The organism is Acidobacteriota bacterium, assembly GCA_040752915.1.
Lineage (GTDB): Bacteria > Acidobacteriota > UBA4820 > UBA4820 > DSQY01 > JBFLVU01.
This window is the reverse complement of sequence record JBFMHB010000030.1, coordinates 1-25,050: the sequence shown is the minus strand read 5'-3', so window position 1 is coordinate 25,050 and position 25,050 is coordinate 1. Positions and strand designations below refer to the sequence as shown.

The window sequence follows — 25,050 nt, the reverse complement described above, 5'->3', positions numbered from 1 at the left end:
TCAGTCTAGCACGCCGCGGGGCCTACTTGATGAGGAAGCGGGAGGGGGGAAGTTCGGCCCCATTTCCCGCGTAGTCGCGCACCCGCCCCGACACGGTGTGGGTTCCGGGCGGCACCCGGGAAAGGTCCACGCGCGCCTCCCCCGAATCCGGATCCCAATCGGCGAAGGCGGTCTGGCCGTCGAGAAGGAGGGCGAGGCTCCTCGCGTCCGGTCCCGTTTCCGCGTCGGAGAGGGGAAGCACGAGCTGTGGGTCGCCCTGGTTCGGGATCCGTCCCACTCTGGGCTTTCCCCACACGGGAGGCCGCCGGTCCTCCCTCAGGCCGTATACCCCGTTGCCGCGGAAGGGCACGGCCTTGCCCGTCCAGTTGTCCAGGAAAAGCCGGTCCCTCCAGACACCCAGCCCGCCTCCGGGCTCCACTCCGGGATAGGTCACCAAGGCGCGAAGCGCCGGGGCGTGCGGGCCGACTCTCAACTCGAAGGCGGTGCCCGGCCGGAAGCCGTCGCGGCGCGGCCTCAATATGCCCACGGCCCCCTCGGGGATCTCCAGCCCGACCGGTCCCGACGTGGCTTTTCCGGGTCCGGCGGCGGCGATCCATCCCGTGGGCGCCTCCCCCAGGACCAGAGGCGCGCCCTGAGCGGGCAGCGATTCGCGCGGGATGAGGGCTTCCACCGAGGCCGACCGGCCGGAGAGGACCCGGAGGCCCCGCACCGGAGAAGCCCCCAGAAGAAGGGGCGTGGTTCCCTGGGAGGAGCCGCGTTCCAGGCGGAGGCGGATTCCGGCGGAAACCACCTCCACTTCCCTCAGGACGTACCCCGAGCCCGGAAGGGAAAGCCGCGTTTCCGCGCCGGGACCGGCCCGCACGCGGAGGGTGCCGGAGGCCGAGGCCGATCGCCCCGGACGCCCTCCGGCATGGATCGAAAGGGCGTGGTCCCCCGGCGGCAGGCCGGATGGGATGCCCTCCCCGCTCACCCCCGCCACGCGGAAGGCGGGCAGTCTCCGAAGGCGGTAGGCCGCGGCGCCTCCCCTCTCCTGGTCCGGCGAAAAGAGGAGCGGCGAGTCCTTGTAGTGGGCGAGGCTGATGGAAGCCAGGTCCATGGTGAAGATGGGTTGACCGTCGAGGGAGGCCGAAAGGAGGGGTACTCCGACGGCGTTCTGCGCCACGCCGAGATGGTCCTTCACCACCGCATAGGCCTCCACGGGCCCCGTCACCTCGGCGGGTCCGAAGGTTGCCGCCCCGCCCTTTCCAGGCCGCGCCGCGTAGAAGCGAGGCGAGAAGGAGCCCTCCACGAAGCTCTCGGGACCGAGCGGCTCGACCACGATCCCGACGATCTGCGGAGGCGTCAGCCCGGAAGGAAGGGGCATCCCTTCAAGGAAGGGGTCCAGGAGGTCGTCCCCCCGCCGGATTTCCAGATGGAGGTGGGCGGAGCCCACGCCGAGGTCCCCCGAATACGCCACCGTCTGGCCGGCCTTCACCCGCGGCGGGGGGTCCAGCCACACGTCGCCGGGGAAGGATGTCTCCTTCTTGCGACAGGCCTCCAGCAGGCGGTCCTCCAGGCCAAGGCGGGCGTTTTCGAAGCGGCACACGTGGCCGTATACCGCCATCCGCCCGTCGTCGAGCTGGAGGTAGAGGACGCGGCCGTATCCCCCCGCCTCGCGCCGGATGCGGACCACCTTGCCGTCGGCCACGGCCACGCAGGGCCAGCCCACGGTGCGTCGCGTCGGAAAGTCGATCCCCCCGTGGAAGTGCGTTCGGCGGTATTCGCCGAAGGAGGATGTGCACCCGTCGAAGAAGGGGAGGGGCGTCCTCAAGGCCGGAGGGGCCGTGGCCTGGAGGGTAAGGCCCGCCGCGGCCCCCGCCAGGATCAGCAGGAGAAGCACGCGCGGGGTCGTCTTCACGACGGTTTCTTCTCCAGAGAGGCAGCCACTTCTCGGACGAACCGGGCGAAGGGCGCCCTGAGGTCGGGCCGCGCCAGGGCCATCTCCACCGTGGCCTGCAGGAAACCGAGGCGGTCGCCCGTGTCGTACCGCCGCCCCTCGAACCGGTACGCATAGACCTTCTCCCGCTTCAGGAGGGCCCGAACCGCGTCCGTGAGCTGGATCTCACCGCCGGCGCCCGGGCCCGTGACGGCCAGTTCCTCGAAGATGGAGGGCGTGAAGACGTACCGGCCCACCACCGCCGTCAGGGAAGGCGCCACGTCCGGAGCGGGCTTTTCCACGACGTCCGTGACGGCGAGCAGCCTGTCCCCCACCGTCTGGCCCGCCACGATGCCGTACTTGTCGGTCTGACTCCGGTCCACCTCGATGACTCCCAGGACGCTGGCCCGAGTGCTCTCGAAGACGTCCAGCATCTGGCGCATGCAGGGCGTGTCCGATACGACAATGTCGTCCCCGAGGAACACGGCGAAGGGCTCGTTCCCTGCCCAGGTCCGCGCGCAGAGAACGGCATGGCCGAGCCCCAGGGCCTCCCGCTGTCGGACGAAGGAAATCTCCGCGAGGTCCGAGATGGCCCGGATGGCGCGCAGGTCCTCGGTCTTTCCGCGGGCTTCGAGCACGCGCTCGAGTTCGAAGGAGACGTCGAAGTGGTCCTCCAGAGCCCCCTTGCCGCGGCCCGTCACGATGAGAATGGACTCGATGCCCGCCGCCGCCGCCTCCTCCACCACGTACTGGATGACCGGCTTGTCCACGATGGGGAGCATCTCCTTGGGGGACGCTTTCGTGGCCGGCAGGAACCGTGTGCCCAACCCCGCCGCGGGAATCACGGCCTTTCGAACGCGCATGGATTCTCCTCCTCACGCAGGCGCCATTCTAGCAGAGCCCGGCCTTTCCGTGAGGGGTCGGTTCGGGGTGAGGGCGCGTTGAGTCACTGCAGGATGGGAAGCGGAGGCAAATCGTCCCTCAAACTCTCCCTGTCCAACCCCATCGGTCCCACCCCCCGCCCCTTCCCCTTTTCGGCCCGGCGGGGGTGGTGTACTCTCCCATCGGGAGAGCGAGATGAACAAGGAGCTGTTCCTGACCCTCCTCTACCTGCTCGGACTGGTGGCGGTGGTTGGCCTCACGATCCTCCTGCTGTGGCCCTTCCTCTCGGCCCTGGCGTGGGCGGGGGTCCTCGCCCTGGCGGCCCGTCCCCTCTACCGCCGGTACCTGAGATGGTGCCGGGGGCGGGAGAACGTGGCCTCCTTCCTGGCCACGGCCACGGTGGTCCTGATCATCGTCCTCCCCTTCGTCCTCCTCGCGGTTCTCTTCGCGGGGGAGGCGGCGCAGGTCATCATCGCCTTGGAGGAATACGCCTCGACGGGCCAGGTCCCCGGCATGGACGCCGCCCTAGGAAACCCGAAGGTCCAGAGTTTCCTGGAGTGGGCACAGCCCTACATTCGGGACCTGGACATCAAGCCCATCCTCCTCGCGGCCATGAAGACGGCGAGCACGGTGGCCGTGGGGCTCTCGAAGGCCCTCTTCAAGAACATCTTCCTGGCCATCCTCAAGTTCTTTGTCATGGTGGCGGTCCTCTTCTTCGCTTTTCGGGATGGCGAGGCCATCACCCAGGCCTTCTGGGAGGCCATACCCCTCAAGCGCTGCGACAAGGACATCATCGCTTCGGCGGTTCGCCGCGTGGTCTACGCGGTTCTCTACGGGATCATCCTGACGTGCGTGATCCAGGGGGCCCTCGGCGGCGTGGGCTTCGCCATCGCGGGTCTGCCTTCACCGGTGTTCTTCGGCGCCGTCATGGTGGTCTTCGCCTTCATACCGCTGGTGGGGACGGCGCTGATCTGGGTGCCCGGCGTGCTGTACCTTTTTGCCGCCGGCCAGTACGGGAAGGCCCTCTTCCTCACCATCTGGGGCATGGCTGTGGTCTCGAGCATCGACAACCTCATCCGCCCTTACTTCATCAGCACCCGGGCCCGAATGCCGCTTCTTGTGATCCTCCTCGGTGTGCTCGGGGGCCTGGCGAGCCTGGGCTTTCTGGGCATCATCGTGGGACCCCTCTTCTTCACGGTGGCTCTGGAAATCTTTCGCGTGTACCGCACGGACATCTTTCCGAGGCTCAGGGAGGGCCAGCTCGAAACCGACGAACCCTGCCCCGAGGACGGCGGAACCGGCCCAAACTCGGAGGCTTGAGGGGAGGGCGGTGCCCTTCCGCGAGGCGGCATGGACGCGTTCCGGATCGAAGGTGGCGTTCCCCTGCGCGGCGGCGCGGCGGTTGAAACCTCGAAGAACGCCCAGCTCCCATGCATGGCGGCGGCCCTCCTGACGGGGGAGCCCGTGGTCTTCGAGGCCCCTTCGGGCCACGCCGACATCGCCACCATGCGCAAGCTCCTGGGAGGCCTGGGCGTGGCGGCGGTGGACGGAGCGGATGGGACTCTCTCGCTCCAGGCGACGCGGACGGGGGGCCACCTGGAAGCCCCCTACGACCTCGTGCGGAAAATGCGCGCGAGCATCCTGGTCCTCGGGCCCCTGCTGGCCCGCTTCGGCCGGGGCCGGGTGTCTCTGCCCGGGGGGTGCGCCATCGGCGCCCGCCCCGTGGACCTCCATCTCCGGGCCCTCGCGGCGCTGGGGGCCGACATCCGCGTGGAGCACGGCTACGTCGAAGCGACGGCTCCTCGTCTGAGGGGCGGCGAGGTGGTCTTCGACCGGGTCACGGTGGGAGGGACGGAAAACCTCCTCATGGCGGCGGCCCTCGCCGAAGGCCAGACGATGCTGCGAAACGCCGCGCGGGAGCCCGAGGTGGCCGACCTGGCCCGTCTCCTTACGGCGATGGGGGCGAGGATCGAGGGCATCGGCACGGACACCCTGAAGGTGGAGGGAGTCCGCGAACTTGGAGGAGCCAGGTTCCGTTGCATTCCCGACCGCATCGTGGCGGGCACCCTCCTCCTCGCGGGGGCCATCACCGGAGGGGACGTGACCTGCCGCCCGGCGGTTCCGGAACACCTCGACGCCCTCCTGGTCAAGCTCCGGCAGATGGGCGCGGTCGTGGAGGCGGGTCCGGACTGGATCCGCGTGGCGGCGGCGGGCCGCCTCCGGGCCATGGATGCGCTGACTCTTCCCTATCCGGGCTTCCCCACCGATCTGCAGGCCCAGTTCATGGCCCTCCTGACCCAAACCGAGGGCACGGGGACCGTGCAGGAAACCATTTTCGAGAACCGGTTCATGCACGTCCCCGAACTTCTGAGGATGGGTGCCGACATCCGCATCGAGGGGAGGCTGGCGGTGGTCCAGGGTCCTCGGCCGCTCACCGGGGCCCCCGTCATGGCCAGCGACCTCCGCGCCTCCGCGTGCCTCGTCCTCGCCGGCCTCTGCGCCGAGGGCACCACCACCGTACGGCGGATCTACCACCTGGACCGCGGATACGAACGCCTCGAGGAGCGCCTTTCCTCCCTCGGTGGGCGCGTCGCGCGGGTGGACGCCTAGAAAGGACTCCATGGCCCTCCCGGAACTCCTCTTCGCCACCTCGAACCCCGGCAAGCAGCGGGAGATCCGCGGCCTGTTGAAAGGCCTGCCCCTGACCCTCCTCTTCCTGGACGACGTGGGGAGCCCGCCCGAGGTCCCGGAGACGGGGACCACCTTCGAGGAGAACGCGCGCCTGAAGGCCGAAGGCTACGCCCCTCGCCTTCCGGGCGGGATGGTGGCGGCGGAGGACTCGGGAATCGTCGTGCCCGCCCTCGGCGGCGAGCCGGGCGTCTATTCGGCCCGCTACGGAGGGCTCGGGACCGACCGGGAGCGCAACGATCTCCTTCTCGAGCGGATGCGGGGATTGACCGGCCCCGACCGGTCGGCCTACTACGAGGCCATCGTCGTGCTTCTCCTGCCCGGAGGCGGGGAGCGAGTCTTCCGCGGGCGAGTCCACGGCTTCATCGCGGAAAAGCCGCTGGGGACCAACGGTTTCGGCTACGACCCGATTTTCTTCCACCCTCCCTCGGGAACGACCTTCGGCGTGACCGATCAGGCGCAGAAGGACCGGTACAGCCACCGAGGGGAAGCCGTCAGGGCCCTGAGGGCCTTTCTGGAAAAGGCTCTCCGACTCTGAGTCTCGCGCGGGCGGCCGCCGGCATATAGAATGGCGCCATGGAGAAAGACGCGCTTCGGTCCGCCCTCGCCGAATTCGAGCGCCACCTGCGGGACGAGCAGCGCGTCTCCGGCCACACTCTTCGGAACTACAAGTCGGACCTCCGGCAGATGGAGGTCTTCTTGCGGCGCCTGTTCCCGGGGGGCGTGGAGATCGCATCCGTCGACACGCTGACCCTGAGGGCCTACCTGGGACACCTCCATCAGAGGGGGCTGGCCAGGGTCACCATCATGCGGAAGCTCGCCGCGGTGCGCAGTTTCTTCCGCTTCCTCCACCGGGAGGGTCGCATCGGGCTGAACCCGGCCCGGGCCCTGGGAACGCCTCGCCAGCTGAGAAAGGTGCCGCGCGTCCTCACGGAGGAGGAGGCGGCGGCGCTGGTGGAGGCGCCGCCCCGGCCCGACACGGGCACTCTGGCGGGCCTGAGAGACCGGGCCCTCCTCGAACTCCTGTATGCCACGGGGTTGAGGGCCTCCGAGGCCGTGGGGCTCGACTTCGATGGGCTGGACCTGGATGGGCGCATCGTGAGGGTCCTCGGAAAGGGGAGGAAGGAGCGCATCGTGCCCTTCGGGGAACCCGCGGCCCAGGCCCTAAAGGCCTATCTCGCGGCGCGGAAGGAGGCCTTCCCCGTCCCCTTGACGCCCGCCGTCTTCGTCAACCTGAAAGGAAGGCGTCTCACCGCCCGCTCACTCCAGCGCACGGTGGAGCGTTATCTGCCTCAGATTCCCACGGACGCCGACGCCTCGCCCCACACGCTCCGCCACTCTTTCGCCACCCACCTTCTCTCGCGCGGGGCGGACCTGAGGACGATCCAGGAACTCCTGGGGCACGCCAGCCTCTCCACGACTCAGAAATACACCCACGTGGCCACGGCCCAGCTCAAGGCCGTGTACGACTCGGCCCACCCCCGGGCCCGCAGGAATCGGACGCCGGACCCCGAGGAGGATTGATGCAAGCGTACCTGGACGCCATGACCGAGGCGGCCCTGGAGGCCGGACGGATCCTGAAGAAAGCCCGGGTGGAGGGGACCGCCTGGGTGGAGGCGAAGGGCGCCAACGACTTCGTCACCGCCACCGACAAGGCCTGCGAGGCCGCCGTGAAAGCGATCCTCGCCCTGCGCTGTCCGGATATGCCCCTCTTGGCGGAGGAAGGCTCGGGCACCGCCACGGGCCAGGAAGGGCGGTTCTTCTGTGTGGATCCCCTGGACGGCACCAACAACTTCGTTCGGGGCCTGCCCGTCTACTGCGTCTCCGTGGGCCTCATCGAGGACGGCGCTCCGGCCCTGGGCGTGGTCTACGACCCGGTGCACGACGAGCTCTTTCAGGGGGGGAAGGGGCTCCCCGCGACGCTCAACGGGAATCCCATCCGGACCTCGGGCCGGCGCCGCCTGGAGGGGGCCTTCGTGGCCACCGGCTTCCCCTTCAAGGAGCTGGACCACCTGGACCACTACGTGAAGGGATTCCGGCAGGCGGCGTGCGCGACGGGGGGGATCCGCCGGTGCGGGGCCGCGGCCCTGGATCTTTGCTGGACGGCGGCGGGGCGCTTCGACGGCTTCTGGGAGCGCGGCCTCTGGCCCTGGGACGTGGCCGCCGGCGCCGCCATCCTTCGGGCCGCGGGGGGCCATCTGACGGACTTCTCCGGGGGGGAAGACTTCCTCTTCGGCCGGAACGTGGTGGCGGGCGCCACGCGGGACCTCGCCTCGGCCTTGAGGGAGTGCATTACGTGAAACGTCATGCCTGTCCAAGATCTTTTTGCGCGTCTCATGCTGCCTGCCTTCCGGAGCGAAGCGGAGGAAGGCGCGTCCCGGCGCCGGTGGGCTGAAGGGGTCCGGCCCCCCGGGGATCTCTGGCGCGACGGGAGCGCCCTGGGATGCACGGCAAGGAGCGGCGAGGAGGAACATGCGGGGGGCATCCTCGACGAGCCGTGACACAGCCGGGCGCCCAGGCCGCCCCGTCCCTCCGGGTTGACGCCGGGCCAGGCATCTTCTTTGTCGGCGCTCCTTGGCGTGCTTCCGGCACGCGCTCGTCGCGCCTTCGCGAACCTGCTCTGGCCCGGCGGGCAACGCGCCGAGAGCCCCCGGAGGGCCGGACCCCCGGCAAGGAAGCCGAGGCGGCTGCTACGCAGGCGTACTGGGATGTACGTCGAGGAGCTGGCCGCCGAAGGCTGACGCCGCAATCGGTCCGGCGCCGCCGGCGCAACGCCAGAGGAGGGGGGAGGCGCATTCCAGCACGAGGCCGGGCCTGGAGCCCGATGGGCGGCGGAGGGGCTGGGAACGGGGCGCGGGGAGGCGGGCATGGACGCGCCCGGACCAGGCCCTCCGTGCCGCGCCAAGGGCGCGGCCAGGGCCCGGCCGACGTTCGAAGGAGACACGCTGCTTTATTTTGGACACGCATGATGAAACGTAAGACGTGGGACGCAAAACGTGAGACGCGAAACGTGAGACGTGGGGGGCGAGGCGGAGAGCGAAGGAACGGACCGGGTTAGCGGGAGGAGATGTGGAGAAGATGGGCGGACGGGTCTGGAGGGTCGCGGCGGCGATGGCATGGGCCTGCCTGGCGGTGTCCGCGAAGGGGCCATTGCCGACTCTCGGCCTGCACGTGTCGCTTCCCTACTCGGCGTACGCGCCGGGGCAGGATGTGACCCTTTACCTCATCCTGCGCAACCGGAGCGACGCGCCCGTCGCGGTGTCATCCCTGCCTCCCCCGAGCGTGGATGTGGAGGTGGCCGGGCGGGCCGTTTCTCTCGAAGGGGTCACGGCGGCGGACGGGGAACCTGAGGAATCCGCCAGATCGGAAATGGTCATCCCGCCCGGGGGGCACGTCATCCGTCCCGTGGTCATCCGGCTCGACCGGACCCTCTTCCTCCCGGGTGACTATCCCCTCCGGGTGACGCTGGACCTTCCCGGCAGGGGCCCTCTCGCCGCCGAGGCCATCCTCACCGTCCGGTACAAGAGCGTCTTTTTCTACTGAGAAAAGAAAGTGAGAGGAAAGGCGAAAGACGCGGAAGCAAGGCCTGACCGCTTCCGAGCGCCTACCCCTCGGTCCTCTGCCGGTCCTGAAGGCGGGAGAGGAGGAGCTGGGACGAGAGGGCGCCGATCAGGGCCATGAACATGTCCCATTGGGTGTCCCAGACGTCGCCCTGGGTGCCGAGGAAGGCGTCGGCGGCGGTCCCCGTGGCGACGGCCACGCCCCACTCGAAGAATTCGTAGACGGCGCTCACGGCCAGGCAGACGCACGTCACCAGAAAGAAGAGCCATCCCCCCGGCCGCAGGGGGGAGGCGCGCAGGAGGATCTCGCGGGCGAGCAGGGCCGGGACGAATCCCTGGAAGAAGTGCCCCACGCGGTCGTAGTAGTTGCGGCCGAGGTCGAAGGTGTCGCGCAGCCAATTGAACAGGGGGACTTCGGCGTAGGTGTACTTCCCGCCCACCATGAGGACGGCCATGTGCAAGGCGATGAAGGCGTAGGCCAGAGGCGTGAAGCGGAAGCGGCGGTAGGTGAGGGCGAGGAGGGGCCAGGCGAGAAGGACGGGCAGGACCTCCAGGAACCAGGTGAGGCGGTCGCGGGGGTGGATCCCCGACCAGAGGAGGACGGCCCCTACGGCGAGGCTCAGGCCGACGACCAGGGGGGAAGGACCAACGCGCGGTCTCATGTCGCGTCTCCTTTCCATGGCCAGGGTAGCCCCGAATGGCGCCGGAGAGCCACCCGCCTGTACACGGCCTCTCCGATCCAGCCGGCGCCGGGAAGGTGGAGAAAGAGCGCGGCGGGCCAGGTCAGGGGATGGATCCAGAGCAGGCGGCGCACGGCCCGGAAGCCGCGAAGCACCCTCCCTCGGGCGTCCACGACGTGGAGCGCCTCGGCGAGGTCCGCGGGGCGGAGGCCGTGTGGCTGGAGGAGAGTGACCGGGGCCTCCGAGATTCCCAGGAAGCGCAGGCGCCGAAAGACGTCGAGCCGCTCCAGGCGTCGTCGGGAGGCGAGGCAGAGGGGGCAGGACTCGTCGTAGAGGACCGTGAGCGCCATGGCGGAGGGACGCGCCTAGGCCCGCAGGCTTCCCGTGCCCACGGTCGTCCAGATGCGGGCGCCGATGAAGAGGCCCACGAGATCCGGATCGAGGAAGCCGTCGCGGGCCTCCTCTTCCAGGATGGCGAGGGCGCGTTCGGGAGGGACGGCCCGCTTGTACGGTCTGTCCGAGGCGGAGAGGGCGTCATATATGTCGGCGACGGTCATGATGCGGGATTGAACGGGGATCTCCGTCCCGGAGACCCGGCGCGGGTACCCTCGCCCGTTGATCTTCTCGTGGTGCGCGAAGGCGATCTCCGGGATGCGGCGGAGCTCGCCGGTCCAAGGGATCTTCTTCAGGAACTCGTAAGTGTGGGTCACGTGGCTTTCGATTTCCAGGCGCTCCTCCTCGGTGAGGCTGCCCTTTCGTATGGAGAGAATGGCCACCTCCCTCGGTTCCAGGAGGGCGTGTGGACGCCCCTCGCGATCGGTGAAGGAGGCCGCGGCGATCTCCTGCAAGGTGGAGAAGTCTCCTTCCGGAAGGACCGTGGGCTCGTTGGCCCGGAGGATCGTCTCGCGGAAGCGCGCGAGGTCCGACTCCGAAAAGGCCAGAGCCCGGTCGAGGGCGGCGAGGCGAGCCGCCCTGTCCGGATCGCTCCCCAGGGCGGCCTCCACCTTCTGTAGAAGGATGGCTCGTTCCCTGTGAAGGCGGGCTACTTCGAGGCGCGTTTCGATCCTCTCCATTTCGAAAGGGTAGAGCTTCTTCGCCTTGACCAGGACGTGCTCGCGCACGCCGACCTTGCCGAAGTCGTGGAGGAGGGCCGCGTACCGGAGTTCCCGCACCTGCTCGTCCGAAAAGGAGATTCCGGCGAGGGCCCCCCTTTCCTCCCGGCCCGCCGCCTCGGCCAGCCCGACGCAGAGAGCCGACACCCGGAGGGAGTGTCCCGAGGTGGTGGGGTCGCGCTGCTCGATGGCCGTCACCGAGGCCTTCACGAAGCCCTCGAAGAGACGCTCGATGTTTTCGTAGAGGCGCGCGTTGTCCACCGCCACCGCCGCCAGGCTCCCCACGGCCTTCATGAGCCGCGTGGTGGCGGCGTCGAAGGGGACGACCTCCCGTTCGACGGCCTGCGGGGAGTCGAGCAGGGCCGTAGGGTCCCGCTTGCGGTTGATGAGCTGGAGGACGCCCGTCACCTCGCCCTTGGGGTTCGTCATGGGAAGGACCAGAAGGGAGCGCGTGCGGTAGCCCGTCTCGCGGTCGAACCCGGCGTTGAAGCGGTAGGGAGCCGAAGCGGGAATGGCGTAGGCGTCCTCGATGAGGAGAGGCTCCCCCGTGAGGGCCGCATGGCCCGCGAGGCTCCTCTCCGTGATGGGGAGTTCGGCTTCGCGGAAGCGGAAGGCCACGGAGGCGTTCTGGGCGGCCACGAAGCGCAGGCGCGGAGGGCCTGGGTTCTCCGGGTCGTCGTCGGGGACGCGTATGTAGAGGCTCCCCGCGTCGCACCGGGCCAGGAGCAGGGCCCTGGACAGGATCAGGTCCAGAAGTTTCCGGAAGTCCCTCTCGGTGGACAGGGCCAGGCTCACTTCCGTGAGCTGATCGAGAATCAGCGCCTGGTCGTCGAACTCCCGGTCTCGGGTCATCGGTCTCCCCGCGGATCCTGGATCGCCCCCTCAGAATGCCCCACAACCCCGCCGCTGTCCAGGCCTCTCCTGTGCGGAGCGGCGGCGTCGCCGGCCGTTCTTGACAGGGCCTTGCGGCGCTGATATCTTCGCCCGTGGGGGCTTCGGTCCCCGGACGGGAGCGAGGCCCTTTTCCCTTCGGAGAAACCACCTCACTTCCCGGTACTTCCGCCGCCCCGGTTCCCCACCGACCGGGAAATGCCAAGACCGTTCTCCGGGCCAGGAAGGCCCGGCGAACGACGCCGGCGGCGCTCCCCGAGCGATGAGGGGAAGAAGGGCGCCGCGGCCAAAGACCCCTTCGCCTACGCGCCGGCCCTTCGGGGTGCGGCGGAACCCAGCAGGAGGTTCCCATGACCGACGAGCTCAGCCAGGACCCGAACCCCACCCCCCTTACTCCCACCGACCTTCCCGAAGCTCCCAGAGATCAGGCGGAGTCGCTCTCGGAAGCTCAGCCGGGGACGCCGGAGGAGGTTTCGGCGCCGACGGCCGGGCTCTCTCCTCGGGAGGCGCCGGACGGCTCCGGTCCCTCGCCGGCATCCCCTGGTGAGCAACCCGCTCCTTCGTCCGGCGGCGGGGCCCCCGCGGAGCCGACCAAGAAGGGGTCCGACCTGGACCGGGAGCGATGGCTTCAGATCGCCCACGCCAACGCGGAGGTGATCCGCGCCGAAATCGAGAAGCTGCGGGCTCACATTCAGGCCGACGCCCCCGTCTCCTTCGCGGAATTCTGGGCCCACGCCCGGGAAATCACCTCCATGTTCAAGACCTTCAAACCCCTGGAGGCCAAAGACCGGGAGGCCTTGTGGAACGACTTCCACGGTTTCTGCGAGGCGACACGGGCCTTTCAAGAGGGGGAACGGGCCAAGACCCGGGAGGAGTCGGCCAAGAAGCGAGCCCACATCGAGGCAGCCATCCAGGCCGCCGAGGCCTGTCTCTCCCCCGAGTGCCCGGAGGCCGATCTGGACAGGGCCCAGGCCCTCCTGAACGACGCCCTGAACCTGATGAAAACGAACCCGGGCTCCGGACCCGCGCCCTCCGAGGAGGGGGGTGCCCCCCCTGCCGAAACGCTGGACGCGCGGCTCGTCCGGGAAGACCGGGAAGCGTGCTGGGCCAAGTGGGTCGAGGTCCGGGAGGTCATCAAGTCCAGGCGAAAGGCGGTTCGGGGAAAGATCCTCTCGGCCTTGAGAGAGAGGGCGGAATCTCTGCTCGCTCAAGCGGAGGGTGAAGACCCTCACGGGGTCCAGACGGCGATCCGGACCTTCCAGACGGAGGTCAAGGAGTCCTCCCTCTCCCCGGCGGAGAAAGAGCGGGTCCGCGGAATCCTGAGGGCTGCCTGGAGAAAGTCCTCCGAGCGCATCGAAGCCCTCAAGGTCGAGCGCAAGCAGAAGCACCACGAGTGGCTCGACCGGATGGTGGAGCACCTCACCCGCTGGGAGACGGCCTTCTACAAGAATCAGGACTTGAAGGCCAAGATCGAATCCGAGATCGCCGACCTCGAACGGCGTCTGGGGGCGTCCAAGGACTCGGCCGGAGCGGAGAAGCTTCGTGGCTGGGTCGAGGAGAAGCGAAAGCGCCTCGCCGGCGTGGACGCGACGGGAAAGGAACTCTCGGAAAAGATCCGGACGGTCCGGGCCAAGATGGGCAAGGACGCTCCTCCTCCGGTTCCGCCGCCCGAGCCGAAGCCGGCGGCCGAGCGGCCGCCGCGCCGGGAGAAGCCCGAGGCCCGTCCCTCCGCCCCTCCGCCCTCCGCGGGTCTGAACCTCGGCGACGTCCTGTCGGAGAAGCTCGGGGCGGCCCTCCAGAGCCTCAAGCGCGCGGAGGGCTGATCTTCCCCCCGGCGCGAGACCCCAAAGGTTCACCCGAAGGGCCGGCCCTGCCGGCCCTTCTTCTTTTTCACCCGCCGGCCTCCAGGATCCCCCCTCGGGATTCGGTCTAAGGCTTCACTTGGCCGAGGACGCGCAGGTAGTCCTCGTAAGGCAGGGCCTGCCAGCTCTCCACGTGGAGCGCGCCCTGGGCCCGAGTGATGAGGGAAACCTTGTGGGCGGCCTCCGCGTCCGGGGCTTCGTAAATGTCAAGGAAGTCGTACGGACCGAGGATCGCGTAGTGAGACAGCCATTTGACCTCCGGGCACGCATCCTTGACCTTCTTGAGCCATTCCTTTCCGCGTGCCCTCCGTCCCTCCGCGTCGTGCATGGTTTCCGGGGCCAGACGAGTCATCAGAACAAACAGCGGCATGAGATCCTCCCTCGCGGCGTCTGGTGGGAATGTAATTCGGTGCCCCCCGGGCGACAACTCCCGCGGGTGCTCCGATCTCGGCCTAGTGGGGCGCTCCGGCCTGGATCCAGAGCCGGATCAGGTCGAGATCCTCCCGGGAGAGTCTCCTGGAGAGGAAAAGACCCTTGGGCATGCCGGACCCTTCCGGCGCGCGGTGGTCCAGCTTGAGCCAGAGATAGGACGCTTCCGGGTCGCCCGGCTTGACGCGGAGGATTTCGGGCCGTTCCGAGGAGGGGACTCCGACGAGGTTCGAATGGGCGCGGCCCGCGCTGAGATCCAGCCGAGCCTTCGCGCGCTTGGGCCCGTGGCACTCGACGCACTCTCTGTCCAGAATGGGCTGGATCTTATCGCGAAAGGAGGGGACGGGGGCGTCCGGCCATAGAGCCACCCCCAGGAGAAACGACGCGAAGACGGCGGCCAGGGCGGCTTTCGCTCGATGCATGGGCAGGCTCCCCTGCTCCCTCAAACGCCCTCAGTCCCCGGACTGTTCCCCCGGAGACGAAAGCGGCCGGCCTGCAAGGCCGGCCGCCCCGTTTCCGTAACCGGCCGGTCTACTCCAGGATCTCCAGGGCGATGTTGCCGGGAGACTCCTTGCAGACCACCCGGACCGTATGGTGCGTGCGGGGCTTGTAATTCACGTCGAGGGTCCGAATGCCGCGGGCCCCCGCTTTGTTGATGACGATGAATTTCAAGGTCTGCGTGCCGGCGGGGACCTTGAGTTCCCGCTCAACCCGGATGTCCTTTCCCGAGAAGCTGTGATCCAGGAGCGTGTCCGTATCGGACTTGACGCGGAACATGCCCTCCTTGAGGTCGGTGATGAAGATGACGCCAAGGAAAGCCTTGGCTTCGCGGACCTCGGCGGGCGGCGGCGTCACCGGCTGGGTGGACGGGGTCGTTCCCTGAGTGGACGGGGTCGTGGGGCGGGTCGATCCCTGAGTGGAGGGGGTGGTGGGCCGGGTGGTCTGGGTGCCCGAGGGCGTGGTGGCGGACGGAGGCGTCTCGGTTTCGGGCGGGGACGCGGGTTCGTTGGCCACCTCATTGGTCTCCTGTTGACCGCCTTTCATGAGGTTTGACAGGTTGCAGGAGGCCAGGAGGACGACGAGCGTGGCGCCGAGAAGGACGACGAGCCATTTTCTCATGGTCAGGACTCCCATCAAAGATGACTCAACGTACCATGTCCGCTCGAGACCGGCAAGGGGAGCCGGTCCGCGCCGCGCCCAGGTCGCACCGAGGCTTCCTCTGGTATACTCGCCACCCGACCCGATCCGCCGCGCCGGCTCAGGAGGTTCGCCCATGGCCCCCGACGCATCGAACCGATTTCGACTCCGCTTCGAAAAGCACCGCCTTCCTAACGGCCTTACGCTGATCCTGTATGAAGACCACCGCCTGCCTCAGGCCGCGGTGGACATCTGGTACCACGTGGGGAGCAAGGACGAGAAGCCTGGCCGGACGGGCCTCGCGCACCTGTTCGAGCACATGATGTTCCAGGGGTCCGCCCACAGTCCGGAGGATTACTTCCGTTCCCTGGAGGAAGTCGGGGCGCGGCTCAACGGGTCCACCTCGGAGGACCGGACCAATTACTGGGAGGTCGTACCGGCGTCCTACCTGGAGCGCGCCCTCTTTCTGGAGGCCGACCGCATGGGGTGGCTCCTCCCCGGCCTGACCCAGGAGAAGTTGGACAACCAGCGGGAGGTGGTGAAGAACGAACGGCGTCAGACCGTGGAGAACGAGCCCTACGGCGTGGCCGAGGAAGTCCTCCTGGCCAACCTTTATCCGGAGGGGCACCCCTACCACCATCCCGTCATCGGTTCCATGGCGGACCTTGACGCCGCGTCCCTGGAGGACGTCCACGCCTTTTTCTCCAAGTACTACACGCCCAGCAATGCGACCCTCTGCGTTGCGGGCGATGTGGATCCCGCGCGGGCGCTCGATCAGGTGGGTCGTCTATTCGGCGAGATTCCCGCGGGCCCGACGGTCTCGCCGGTGACGCCATGGATCCCTATCCTGAGCAAGCCCTTCCGGGAGGTGGTCGAGGACCGGGTCCAGCTGTCGCGCCTCACCCTGGCCTGGCCCACGGTCTGTCACCTGACCCCGGAGGACGCCACCCTCTCCGTCCTGGCCTATGTTCTGGCCACGGGGAAGGACTCTCGACTGATGAAGCGGATGCAGATCGACGAGAACCTGGCCCAGTCGGTCTGGTGCGGCCACCTGGCGGGCGAGGTCGCGGGCTCGTTTCAGGCGGTGGTGACGGTGCGCCCCGGAATTTCCCTCGAACGAGCGGAAGACGCTCTGTGGGAGGAGATGGAACGCCTCGGGCGGGATGGCGTGGCGCCCGAAGAGGTCCGGGCCGCCGTGGATTCCCTCACCGTGGGTGTTCTGAAACGCCTCCAGATGGTTGGGGGCTTCGGCAGCGTAAGCGACATGCTCAACTACTACGAGGTCTTCGGGGGCGATCCCGGCGGCCTCGTGAAGGAGTTCGACCGCTACGCCCGGGTGTCCGCCGAGGATGTGGCGGACGCGGCGCGCCGGTTCCTCCGCCGGGACGGCTTCGCCGCCGTTTCCGTCGTCCCCGCCCGACCTCGGCCTTCCGCCCTCGAACGGGGGAAGCTCCCCGCGGCGGGAGAGGCTCGGCCCTTCGCCTTCCCAGAGGTCTGCAGAGACAGGCTGAAGAACGGCATCGACGTCTGGACCCTGACGGACCCGACGGTGCCGCTGGTCTCCGTGGCGGCCGTGCTCGAGGCGGGCAGCGCCCAGGATCCCCCCGATCGGCCGGGGCTGGCCTTTTTCACCGCGGGGCTCCTGGACGAGGCGGCGGCGGGCCAGGACGCGGTGGCCCTGGCGATACGGCAGAAGCGCATGGCCACCGCGCTGGCCACCCGGGTGGACGCGGAAAAGGTGACTCTCTCCCTCACCCTGTTGCGGGAGCGTCTGGGGGAGGGCATGGCCCTCCTGTCGGACGTCCTGCTCCGGCCCGATTTCCGTCCGGAGGATGTGGAACGCGTCCGCAAGGAGCATCTGGCATCCCTCCTCAGGCGCCTGGACGAGGCCCCGGAACTGGGGGACCGCGCCCTCAAGGCCCTCCTCTTCGGCGAGGCCTCGCCTTATGGCCATCCCACGGACGGCTATCCGGACGGCCTGGAGTCCTTCCGCCGTGAAGAGGCCGTGGGGTTCCATGGGGATCGGTACCATCCCGGGCGGATGCTCCTCGCCTTCGTGGGGGACGTGAGCCGGGAAGAAGCCTTGACCGCGGCCGAATCCAGCTTCGGATCGTGGGCGCCGGCCGGCGCCCCTCCTGAGGACCCCGACCCGGATCGGTTTCTTCCGGGAGGCGGTTTCCTCCTCGTGGACAAACCTGGAGCCCCCCAGGCCTACATCTCCGCGGGGCTCCCCGCGCTGTCCCGGTTGGATCCGAGGGACCCGGCCTTCCTCGTCTTCAACGCCGTCCTCGGGGGGCAGTTCACGAGCCGGATCAACATGAACCTCCGGGAGGACAAGGGGTACACCTACGGGGCCCACGCCTACCTGGATCCCAAGCCAGGAGTCCGCCCGTGGGTCTTCGGCTCGGCGGTGCAGGCGGACAAGACGGTGGACTCGATCCGGGAGGTCCTCGGGGAGATCGAGCGGATCCTCTCCGGCTCGCCCGTCACCCAGGAGGAGTTCGTCAAGGCGCGGGAGAACCTGATCCTGCGGCATCCCCAGAACTTCGAGACCCAGGCCCAGCTTCTCGGGGGGCTGGCGGCCCTGTGGAGATACGGGCTCCCCCTCGATTTCCACGCGCGGTTCCTCTCCGCGCTCCGGTCTTTACGGCTGGAGCAGGTGATCGAAGCCGGGGCCGAGGTGCTCGTCCCCGAACGCCTCTCCTGGGTGGTCGTGGGGGACCGGAGAGAACTCGAGGGGCCGCTTCAGGCCCTCGGGCTCGGTCCCCTGAGCGTGCGAGAAGGGCGCTGACGGAGCCGAATCTTTCTCTTCAGGGGCGGGCTCCGCCCAGAGCGGCGATGTCCTCGGGGCGCTCCAGCACCCGCGCCACGGGAATCCCGTCCAGACGGGAGGCCTCCCCGTATCCGTAGGCCGCGAAGGCAAAGGGCACACCCGCGTCCCTCGCCATTTGGCCGTCCATCCACGTATCCCCCACGAACAGGGATTGCTCGGGCCGCGCACCCAGGCGCCGCAGGACCTCCAGGAGCATGGCGGGATCGGGTTTGGCGGGGAAGCCTTCCTCGGAGCCGAGGACCGCCGCGAAGCGCTCCCTCCACCCGAAGGCCGCCAGCAGACGGTGCATGAACTCCGCCTTTTTCATGGTGCAGAGGCCCAGGGCTTGCGAGTGAGCCAGCGTGGCCAGCGCGTCGTCGACGCCAGCGAAGGGCCGCGTTCGGTCCAGGTGGTGACGGGCGTAGTGGGCCCGAAAGGCCCCCGCGCCCTGGGCGGCCCTGGCCGGGTCTCCATCCACGAAGGACAGGAAGCAGTCCTCCAGACGGAGGCCGATGACCCTCAGGAGCTCCCTTCTTGGGGGGAGCGGGAGGTCCAGGGCGCGGAAGGCGGCTCCGAATGCGGAAAGAACGTCTTCCTGGCTGTCGATGAGCGTACCGTCGAGGTCGAAAACAATCGCTTTCACGGGAACGGCCCCAGGCTTGGGAAGTTGAGCGGAGCGGGTGACCCGTCGGGCGAGGGGACCCGCATCTCCCGGGAAGGGACCAGCCCCGGCGCGATCCTCATCGACCCGACCGGACGTCTCACGATGCTATTCCAGATCGAACTTCTTCAGGCGGTACCGAAGCGTGTCGCGGCTGAGGCCCAGGAGCTTCGCGGCGCGGGTCTGGTTCCCCCCGGTGCGCTTGAGCGACTGCTCGAGGAGGCTCCGCTCCACGTCCTCCAGGATGACGCCCCCCGGCGGCAGAACGAAGGCCTGCTCCACAGGCCGGTGGGGCTCCTGGGCGTGGATCTCGCGGGGCAGGTCGGAGAGGTCGATCATCTCCTTGTTCTCGAGGATCATCACGCGCTCGATGAGGTTCTTCAGCTCCCGGATGTTCCCGGGCCAGGGATACTCCATGAGGGCCTGCATGGCCGAGTGGGTGACGCCGCGGGTGTTCTTCTTGAACTCCCGGTTGAAGTGGTCGATGAAGTGCTTCACGAGGAGCGGGATGTCCTCCGGCCTCTCCCGGAGCGGGGGAAGGTAGATGGGGATCACCTTGAGCCGGTAGTAGAGGTCCTTCCTGTACCTCCCTTCGGTGACGGCCTGTTCGAGATTGGCGCTGGTGGCCGCCACCATCCGCACGTCCACGTGGATGTCCACGGTTCCGCCCACGCGCTTGAAGGAGCGCTCCTCGAGAAACCTGAGGAGTTTCGACTGGAAATTGGGCCCCAGGTCTCCCACTTCGTCGAGAAACACCGTCCCGCCGTCGGCCAGTTCGAGAAGGCCCTTTTTCCCGGTCTTCGCCTCGGGGAAGGCGCCCTTCTCATACCCGAAGAGCTCCTGTTCGAGGACCGACTCGGGGAGCGCGGAGCAGGTGAGATTCATGAACGGCTTCTTGGCCCGGTCGCTGGCGTAATGGATGGTGTTGGCGAGCAGGTCCTTACCCGTGCCACTTTCCCCCTGGAGGAGGATTGTCGTGGCGGACGACGCCGCGATCTTCTTGACCAGCTCGAAGACCTCCACGATCCGGGGGTTGCGGCCCACGAGGTTGCTCACGCCGAACCGCTCCTCCTGGGCCCGGCGGTAGCGGCTCAGCTCCCGCTTGAGGGAGGTGTTCTCCAGGGCCTTCTGGATGGCCACGAGGAGCTCCTCCATCTCGAAGGGCTTGTTGAGGTAGTCGAAGGCCCCCAGCTTCATGGCCTCGATGGCGCTTTCCACGGTCGAATAGGCCGTCATCATGATGACGGGAAGTTCCCGGGCCTTCGGACCGATGGCCTTCAGGACCTGCAGGCCGTCCATGTCCGGGAGGCGGTAATCCAACAGGATGAGGTCCACCTCGCGCTCCTCCACGGATCGGAGGGCGTCGGCGCCCCGGTCCACCTCCACGACCACGTAGCCCTCCTTGGAGAGGCGGTTGGCCAGGGACCACCGGATCAGCTTCTCATCCTCGACAAGCAGAATCGTCTCTTTGGCCATCACGCCCTCCAGTATTCGTAAGGAAGGTACACGGTGAACACGGTCCCTTCCTCGGGCCGGCTGAAGACCTCCACGCGCCCGCCGTGGGCGCCCACGATGCGCTGGACGATGGAGAGGCCCAAGCCGGTTCCGATGTGCTTGGTCGTATAGAAGGGTTGAAAGATCTTCTTCAACTGCTCCGGCGCCATCCCGGACCCCGTGTCCCGGATTTCCAGGGCCACCTCGTGGCCGCACGTGAACCCGGAGACGGTGACGGCTCCGCCTCGCGGCGTAGCCTGGATGCCGTTCTGGACGAGGTTCACGATGACCTGCTGGAGGCGCTGGGGATCGGCGTGGACCACCGGGAGGTCTTCGGGGACCGCGCAGGTAAGCGAAACGCCCGCCTCCTCCGCGCCGCGCTGGACGAAGGGAAGGGTGGATTCCACGACCAGGCCCAGGGGGACCGGCTCGAGCTGCAGGCTGAGGGGGCGGGCGTAGGAGAGGAGGTCCTTGACGAGGCCGTCGAGGCGGCGGATCTGGGAAAGCCCCTCATGGAACATCACGAAGCGGGGGTCGTCCAGCTGGTGCTGCTGGGCCATGAGCTCCATGGCGCCCCTCAGACCGGCGATGGGGTTCTTGATCTCGTGAGCCACGCTGGCCGCCAACTGGCCGAGTTCGGCGAGGTGCTCGGCCTGCGCGAGGTCCTTCTGGAGGCGCTTGAGCTCCGTAACGTCCTTGAGAACGAGGGAAGCGCCCCTCTCGCGGTCCGCGGGCGTCCGGATCTCCGTCCGAGTGACCAGGATGTCCATGTGGCTGTCGCAACCCTTGGGAAGGCGGGCCTCGAAGTGCCGGGTCCCCGGCTGGGTGCCGGAGGAGGGCATCTCCCGGATGAGGTCGGGCGGGAGGAACTCGTCGATGGAACGGCCCAACGCGAAGGCGGGCTCCACCCCCAACAACGCCGCCGCGCCCCGGTTCCAGGAGGCGATGCGGCCCTTGGCGTCGAGGGTGACGAGACCGTCCATGGACGCCTGGAGAATGGAGAGGAGGTACTGGTCCTTGCTCGCCACCTCCTGCTTGAGGGCTTCCTCCACCCGGATGTCCTGGCAGAAGCTCATGGTCCCCACGAGGGTTCCCTGCTCGTCGCGCAGGAGGGAAAAGGTGACTTTCAGGGGGACGTACTCCCCGGACTTGGCGCGAAAGGCCGTCACGAAATCCGTGATGACCTCCTCGGCGAGGAGCCGGCGCATCACCGTCCGGGCCTCGGCCAGGCCCTTCTCGTAGTAGTCCCCCACCCGCTGGCCGAGCATCTCGCCTTCCGTGAATCCGAAGATCTTCTCCGCGGCTCGGTTGAAGAGGGTGACGCGCCCGTGCAGGTCCGTGGAGATGATGGCGCTGACGGATGAGTTCAGGATGTTTCGGACGAGTTCCTGGGTCCGCGCCAGAGAGCGGATGGCCTCCTGCTGGGCGGTGATGTCCAGGTAGATCTCGATGACGTGGGGGCCCACGAGGTGCCCGCCCGAGAGGGGGCGCGTGATCTTGAGGTAGTCCTTGGCGTTCTTTCCCGCTCCGGCCCGGATCAGCTGGCGCATGGGCGTGGCCCCCTGGAGGACGTAGCAGGCGGAACAGCGGGAGCACTCGGCCGCGTCGTGGGCCAGCGCCTCCTGACAGGGGAGCCCCATGGCGAGTTCGGGCCGGAGGCGCAGAAGGTCCCGCGGCACGTTCTGGTTCAGCCACGCCACCTTGAGCTGGGAGTCGAGGACGATGATCCCCACGTCCAAACCCGACAGGATCTGGTTCAGCAGTCCCCACTGCTCGTGGGACTTGGCGGCGTCGGCCTCGGTGGCCTCCAGGCGCGCCTCCGCCTCCGCGGCCATTTCCTCCGTGGCCGCCTGGTAGCACTCCAGGAGGACGTAGGAGTTCTCGCGGAAGGTCTCGAGGAACAGCTCCCGCAGATCCTCCCGTCCCGGAAGCTCCGATTCCGCGAGCATGCGCAGAAGAATCCGCTTGCCCACGTCCACGGCCCGAGCCACGTCGGCGAGGCGCACCTTTTCCGCCAGCCGCTTGCGCGCCAGGTCCTGGTAGAACACGTAGAGGCGGCTCTGAAGACCCAGGTCCCAGTAATACCGGAGGGCCTCGAAGTGCCGCTCCACGGGCAGGCGAACCTCGCGGGGCTCCATGGTGGCGTAGGCGGGAATCTCTTTCCGGATGGCTTCCACCCACTCGGAGAGCAGGGGCTCGCTGACTGCTTCGAGCCAGCGCATGAAGGACTGGTGCCGCGAAGTGGGACTCTGTCGAGTCAGGACCCTGGCCACGAGGGCCTCCTTTTCGCGAAGAACGCGCTCAGCCCCTCCTGCATGTCCGGCGTGGTTCTCGCGAACACGTTCACCGTCTCCGCGAGGGACAGGGCGCTCCCCGTCGGGAGCCCCGAGGTGTGCCACAAGAGTTCCTTGGTCAGCGCGAGCGAGGAGGGGGCCCCCGAGGCCAGGTTCTCGGCGACGGCGAGGGCCTCCTCCGTGAGGCGGTCGCTCGGGAGTACGCGGTGCACCAGTCCCGCCTCCCGAGCCTCCTCCGCGGTCAGGGTTCGGCCCGTCAGAAGGAGTTCCCTCGCGAGCCGGTCGCCCAGCTGACGGGCCAGGAAGACGAGGACCATGGCGGCCACGAATCCGATCCGCACTTCGGGATAGCCGAAGGAGGCCCTGGGGGAGGCGAGGAGGACGTCGCAGGCGGAGGCGAGCCCGCAGCCCCCCGCGAGGGCCGGGCCGTCCACGGCCCCCACGATGGGCTTCGGGAAGGTGGACAGGGCTCGGTAGAGGGTCTTCAGCCTCCGGGAATCGTCGGCGTTCTCCGCCACCGAGGCCGAGCGCAGCTGCTCCAGGTACTCCAGGTCGGCGCCCGCGCAGAAGGCCGTTCCGGCTCCCGTCAGGACCACGGCGCGGACGGAATCCTCCGAAGAGAGGGAGCGCAGAGCCTCGGTGAGGGCCGCCACCAGGTCCGGCCCGAGAGCGTTGCGTCTTTCGGGCCGGTTCAGGGTGAGCCGAACCACCGCCCCCCGCCGCTCGCTGAGAAGGATGGATTCCGCCATGGCCGACCGCCTCTCCGCCGGAGTCTTCAGGCTAGGTCTGGAGGACGCCCACTTGGAGGGGCGGCACCTCGGGGTTGTGGGCCGCCACGTCGAGGGCCCGGATCAGGTGCTCCCTCGTCTCGGCGGGGTCGATGATGGCGTCGATCCAGAGCCGAGCGGCCCCGTACTTTGGGTCCGTGGCGGCGGCGTACCGGTCGCGGATTTCCTCCAGGGCCTTCTTCTTGTCCTCTTCGGAAATGGTCCTGCCGGACTTCCGGAGCTGGTTGAGCCGGATGTCGAGGAGGGTGTTGGCCGCCTGGTCGCCGCCCATCACGGCGTACTTGGCCGTGGGCCAGGCGAAGAGGAAGCGGGGTCCGTAGGCCTTCCCGCACATGGCGTAGTGGCCCGCTCCGAAGGAGCCCCCGAGGATCACCGAGATCTTCGGGACGCCCACGTTGGACACGGCGTTGACCATCTTGGCCCCGGCGCGGATGATCCCGGCGTGCTCCGAGTCCCTTCCTACCATGAAGCCATTCACGTCGTGGAGAAAGACGAGGGGCACCTTCTGCTGGTGGCAGTCCAGGATGAACCGGGCCGTCTTGTTGGCGCTCTCCACGTAAATCACGCCTCCAATCTCCACGGGGCGCCCCTTTTCCCGGATGTGGACCTTCTGGTTCGCCACGATGCCGACGGCCCAGCCGCCGATGCGGGCGTAGCCGCACACGAGGGTGCGGCCGTATTCCTCTCGGTACTCCGTGAACTCACTCCCGTCCGCGATCCGCGCGATGACCTCCCGGACGTCGTACTGTCCGAGCGGGTTGTCGGGGAAAATGCCATAGAGATCCTGGGGGTCATAGAGGGGAGGCAAGGCCTCGATCCGGGAGAAGGGGGAGGGGCCCGGATGGCCCAGCCTCCCAACGATTTCCCGGATGCGGGCCATGCAGGAGACGTCGTCCTTCTCGTGGAAGTCGACGGTGCCCGACACGGAGGCGTGCATCCCCGCCCCTCCCAGGTCCTCGGAGGAGACGCCTTGACCGATGGCGGCCTTGACCAGGGCGGGGCCGGCCAGGTACAGGCCCGACCCGTCGGTCATGAGGAGCGTGTCGCACATGACCGGGAGGTAGGCCCCCCCCGCCACGCACGAGCCCATGATGGCCGCGATTTGCGGAACGCCCGCGGCGGTGAGGCGGGCGTTGAGGTAGAAGACCCGGCCGAAATCGTCCTGGTCCGGGAAGACCTCATCCTGCAGGGGAAGGAAGACCCCGGCGGAGTCGACGAGGTACAGCACGGGCAACCGGTTCTCCAGAGCGATGGTCTGGGCCCGGATCACCTTCTTTGCGGTCATGGGGAAGAAGGCCCCGGCCTTCACGGTCGCGTCGTTGGCGATGATCATGAAGAGGCGGCCGCAGATGGCGCCCGTGCCGGTCACCACGCCCGCCGCCGGGGAACCGCCCCACTCCTCGTAGACTCCGTAGGCGGCAAAGAGGTGGAGTTCGTGAAAGGGGCTCCCCGGGTCGAGGATGCCCGCGATCCGTTCCCGGGCGGTCAGGCGCCCCTTTTCGTGCTGCTTGCGAATTGCGTCTTGTCCCCCACCCTCCCGGAGGAGGGCGGACAGATCGTCCACCTGGCGGACCAGGCTCTTCATGCTGTCTCGATTCCGTTTAAATTCAAGGCTGTTCTTGATATCGTCGCGGACCGCCGTCGGGAGAGTCGCCATGTGCCCCACCTTTGGCCGGTCAGTATAACAGAGTCAAATCACCCAAGGCAAAGGGCCGACATGCCTCAGCTAATTTCTTTCCGAAATGGATTCGTTGCCTCACCTAAGAATCTTGCCGAAAGGAAGTAAACAAGTGGAGGGGCGCCGCCCCCGCAAGGAGGGGTGCTCCAGGATGAGGCTGACGATGG

The 25,050-nt window shown here is 68.2% G+C and carries 21 protein-coding genes; 8 read left to right on the top strand and 13 right to left on the bottom strand.

The features are described from left to right. Window positions 1-22: 22 nt before the first annotated feature. Window positions 23-1,897, bottom strand: coding sequence for a M23 family metallopeptidase (locus AB1824_07275; protein ID MEW5764764.1), 1,875 nt, complete (start codon window positions 1,895-1,897; stop codon window positions 23-25). Continuing rightward, window positions 1,894-2,778, bottom strand: coding sequence for a UTP--glucose-1-phosphate uridylyltransferase GalU (gene galU, locus AB1824_07270; GenBank protein MEW5764763.1), 885 nt, complete (start codon window positions 2,776-2,778; stop codon window positions 1,894-1,896). Before galU ends, AB1824_07275 begins: the two co-directional genes overlap by 4 nt. A gap of 214 nt (window positions 2,779-2,992) precedes the next feature. Between galU and AB1824_07265 the strand changes: the two genes are divergently transcribed. The 6 genes from AB1824_07265 (at window position 2,993) to AB1824_07240 (ending at window position 9,028) form a co-directional block, all read left to right on the top strand. Then, on the top strand, window positions 2,993-4,117 hold the full coding sequence (locus AB1824_07265) for an AI-2E family transporter (GenBank protein MEW5764762.1): 1,125 nt from the start codon (window positions 2,993-2,995) through the stop codon (window positions 4,115-4,117). A 30-nt stretch (window positions 4,118-4,147) separates the two neighbouring features. Further along, on the top strand, window positions 4,148-5,407 hold the full coding sequence (gene murA / locus AB1824_07260; GenBank protein MEW5764761.1) for a UDP-N-acetylglucosamine 1-carboxyvinyltransferase: 1,260 nt from the start codon (window positions 4,148-4,150) through the stop codon (window positions 5,405-5,407). Window positions 5,408-5,417: 10 nt separating this feature from the next. Next, window positions 5,418-6,023, top strand: a complete 606-nt coding sequence (gene rdgB, locus AB1824_07255; protein MEW5764760.1) for an RdgB/HAM1 family non-canonical purine NTP pyrophosphatase — start codon at window positions 5,418-5,420, stop codon at window positions 6,021-6,023. Window positions 6,024-6,061: 38 nt separating this feature from the next. After that, window positions 6,062-7,009: a tyrosine recombinase XerC gene (gene xerC, locus AB1824_07250; protein ID MEW5764759.1), complete on the top strand. Its 948-nt coding sequence runs from the start codon at window positions 6,062-6,064 to the stop codon at window positions 7,007-7,009. Next, on the top strand, window positions 7,009-7,785 hold the full coding sequence (locus AB1824_07245; protein ID MEW5764758.1) for an inositol monophosphatase family protein: 777 nt from the start codon (window positions 7,009-7,011) through the stop codon (window positions 7,783-7,785). Before xerC ends, AB1824_07245 begins: the two co-directional genes overlap by 1 nt. 769 nt (window positions 7,786-8,554) lie before the next feature. Next, the gene (locus AB1824_07240) at window positions 8,555-9,028 is read left to right on the top strand and encodes a hypothetical protein (GenBank protein ID MEW5764757.1); all 474 of its coding nucleotides are present in this window, start codon (window positions 8,555-8,557) and stop codon (window positions 9,026-9,028) included. A 61-nt stretch (window positions 9,029-9,089) separates the two neighbouring features. On the opposite strand, the gene AB1824_07235 is transcribed toward AB1824_07240, so the two are convergent. Genes AB1824_07235 through AB1824_07225 form a run of 3 tightly spaced genes read right to left on the bottom strand, consistent with a single transcriptional unit; the run spans window position 9,090 to window position 11,689 of the window. Further along, window positions 9,090-9,707, bottom strand: a complete 618-nt coding sequence (locus AB1824_07235; GenBank protein ID MEW5764756.1) for a DUF2238 domain-containing protein — start codon at window positions 9,705-9,707, stop codon at window positions 9,090-9,092. Continuing rightward, window positions 9,704-10,075 carry a DUF393 domain-containing protein gene (locus AB1824_07230; GenBank protein MEW5764755.1) on the bottom strand — a complete coding sequence of 124 codons (372 nt, stop codon included), beginning with the start codon at window positions 10,073-10,075 and terminating at the stop codon, window positions 9,704-9,706. Before AB1824_07230 ends, AB1824_07235 begins: the two co-directional genes overlap by 4 nt. A gap of 15 nt (window positions 10,076-10,090) precedes the next feature. After that, window positions 10,091-11,689, bottom strand: coding sequence for an HD domain-containing phosphohydrolase (locus AB1824_07225; GenBank protein MEW5764754.1), 1,599 nt, complete (start codon window positions 11,687-11,689; stop codon window positions 10,091-10,093). 389 nt (window positions 11,690-12,078) lie between these two features. On the opposite strand from AB1824_07225, the gene AB1824_07220 reads away from it, so the two are divergent. Then, complete coding sequence (locus AB1824_07220; protein MEW5764753.1) at window positions 12,079-13,551, top strand: hypothetical protein; 1,473 nt, start codon at window positions 12,079-12,081, stop codon at window positions 13,549-13,551. Between the two features lie 106 nt (window positions 13,552-13,657). Here the strand turns inward: AB1824_07220 and AB1824_07215 are convergent, their stop codons facing one another. From AB1824_07215 to AB1824_07205, 3 genes are all read right to left on the bottom strand, one after another. Beyond that, complete coding sequence (locus tag AB1824_07215; GenBank protein ID MEW5764752.1) at window positions 13,658-13,960, bottom strand: GYD domain-containing protein; 303 nt, start codon at window positions 13,958-13,960, stop codon at window positions 13,658-13,660. Between the two features lie 82 nt (window positions 13,961-14,042). Continuing rightward, window positions 14,043-14,441, bottom strand: a complete 399-nt coding sequence (locus AB1824_07210; GenBank protein ID MEW5764751.1) for a c-type cytochrome domain-containing protein — start codon at window positions 14,439-14,441, stop codon at window positions 14,043-14,045. A gap of 109 nt (window positions 14,442-14,550) precedes the next feature. After that, window positions 14,551-15,138, bottom strand: a complete 588-nt coding sequence (locus AB1824_07205) for a hypothetical protein (GenBank protein ID MEW5764750.1) — start codon at window positions 15,136-15,138, stop codon at window positions 14,551-14,553. Window positions 15,139-15,292: 154 nt separating this feature from the next. On the opposite strand from AB1824_07205, the gene AB1824_07200 reads away from it, so the two are divergent. Further along, entirely contained in the window at window positions 15,293-17,947 is a 2,655-nt protein-coding gene (locus tag AB1824_07200) for a pitrilysin family protein (protein ID MEW5764749.1), read from the top strand. A 19-nt stretch (window positions 17,948-17,966) separates the two neighbouring features. Here AB1824_07200 and AB1824_07195 read toward each other — a convergent pair whose 3' ends face one another. The 5 genes from AB1824_07195 to AB1824_07175 all read right to left on the bottom strand — a co-directional run bounded on the left by AB1824_07195 (window position 17,967) and on the right by AB1824_07175 (window position 24,862). After that, the gene (locus tag AB1824_07195) at window positions 17,967-18,611 is read right to left on the bottom strand and encodes an HAD family hydrolase (protein MEW5764748.1); all 645 of its coding nucleotides are present in this window, start codon (window positions 18,609-18,611) and stop codon (window positions 17,967-17,969) included. A gap of 126 nt (window positions 18,612-18,737) precedes the next feature. Further along, on the bottom strand, window positions 18,738-20,105 hold the full coding sequence (locus tag AB1824_07190; GenBank protein ID MEW5764747.1) for a sigma-54 dependent transcriptional regulator: 1,368 nt from the start codon (window positions 20,103-20,105) through the stop codon (window positions 18,738-18,740). Next, window positions 20,105-22,396 carry a PAS domain S-box protein gene (locus tag AB1824_07185; protein MEW5764746.1) on the bottom strand — a complete coding sequence of 764 codons (2,292 nt, stop codon included), beginning with the start codon at window positions 22,394-22,396 and terminating at the stop codon, window positions 20,105-20,107. Before AB1824_07185 ends, AB1824_07190 begins: the two co-directional genes overlap by 1 nt. Beyond that, on the bottom strand, window positions 22,381-23,166 hold the full coding sequence (locus AB1824_07180; protein ID MEW5764745.1) for an enoyl-CoA hydratase-related protein: 786 nt from the start codon (window positions 23,164-23,166) through the stop codon (window positions 22,381-22,383). The genes AB1824_07185 and AB1824_07180 overlap by 16 nt, the downstream gene beginning before the upstream one ends. A 31-nt stretch (window positions 23,167-23,197) precedes the next feature. After that, a complete protein-coding gene (locus AB1824_07175; protein ID MEW5764744.1) occupies window positions 23,198-24,862 on the bottom strand; it encodes an acyl-CoA carboxylase subunit beta in 1,665 nt (554 codons plus the stop codon). Between the last annotated feature and the right edge of the window lie 188 nt (window positions 24,863-25,050).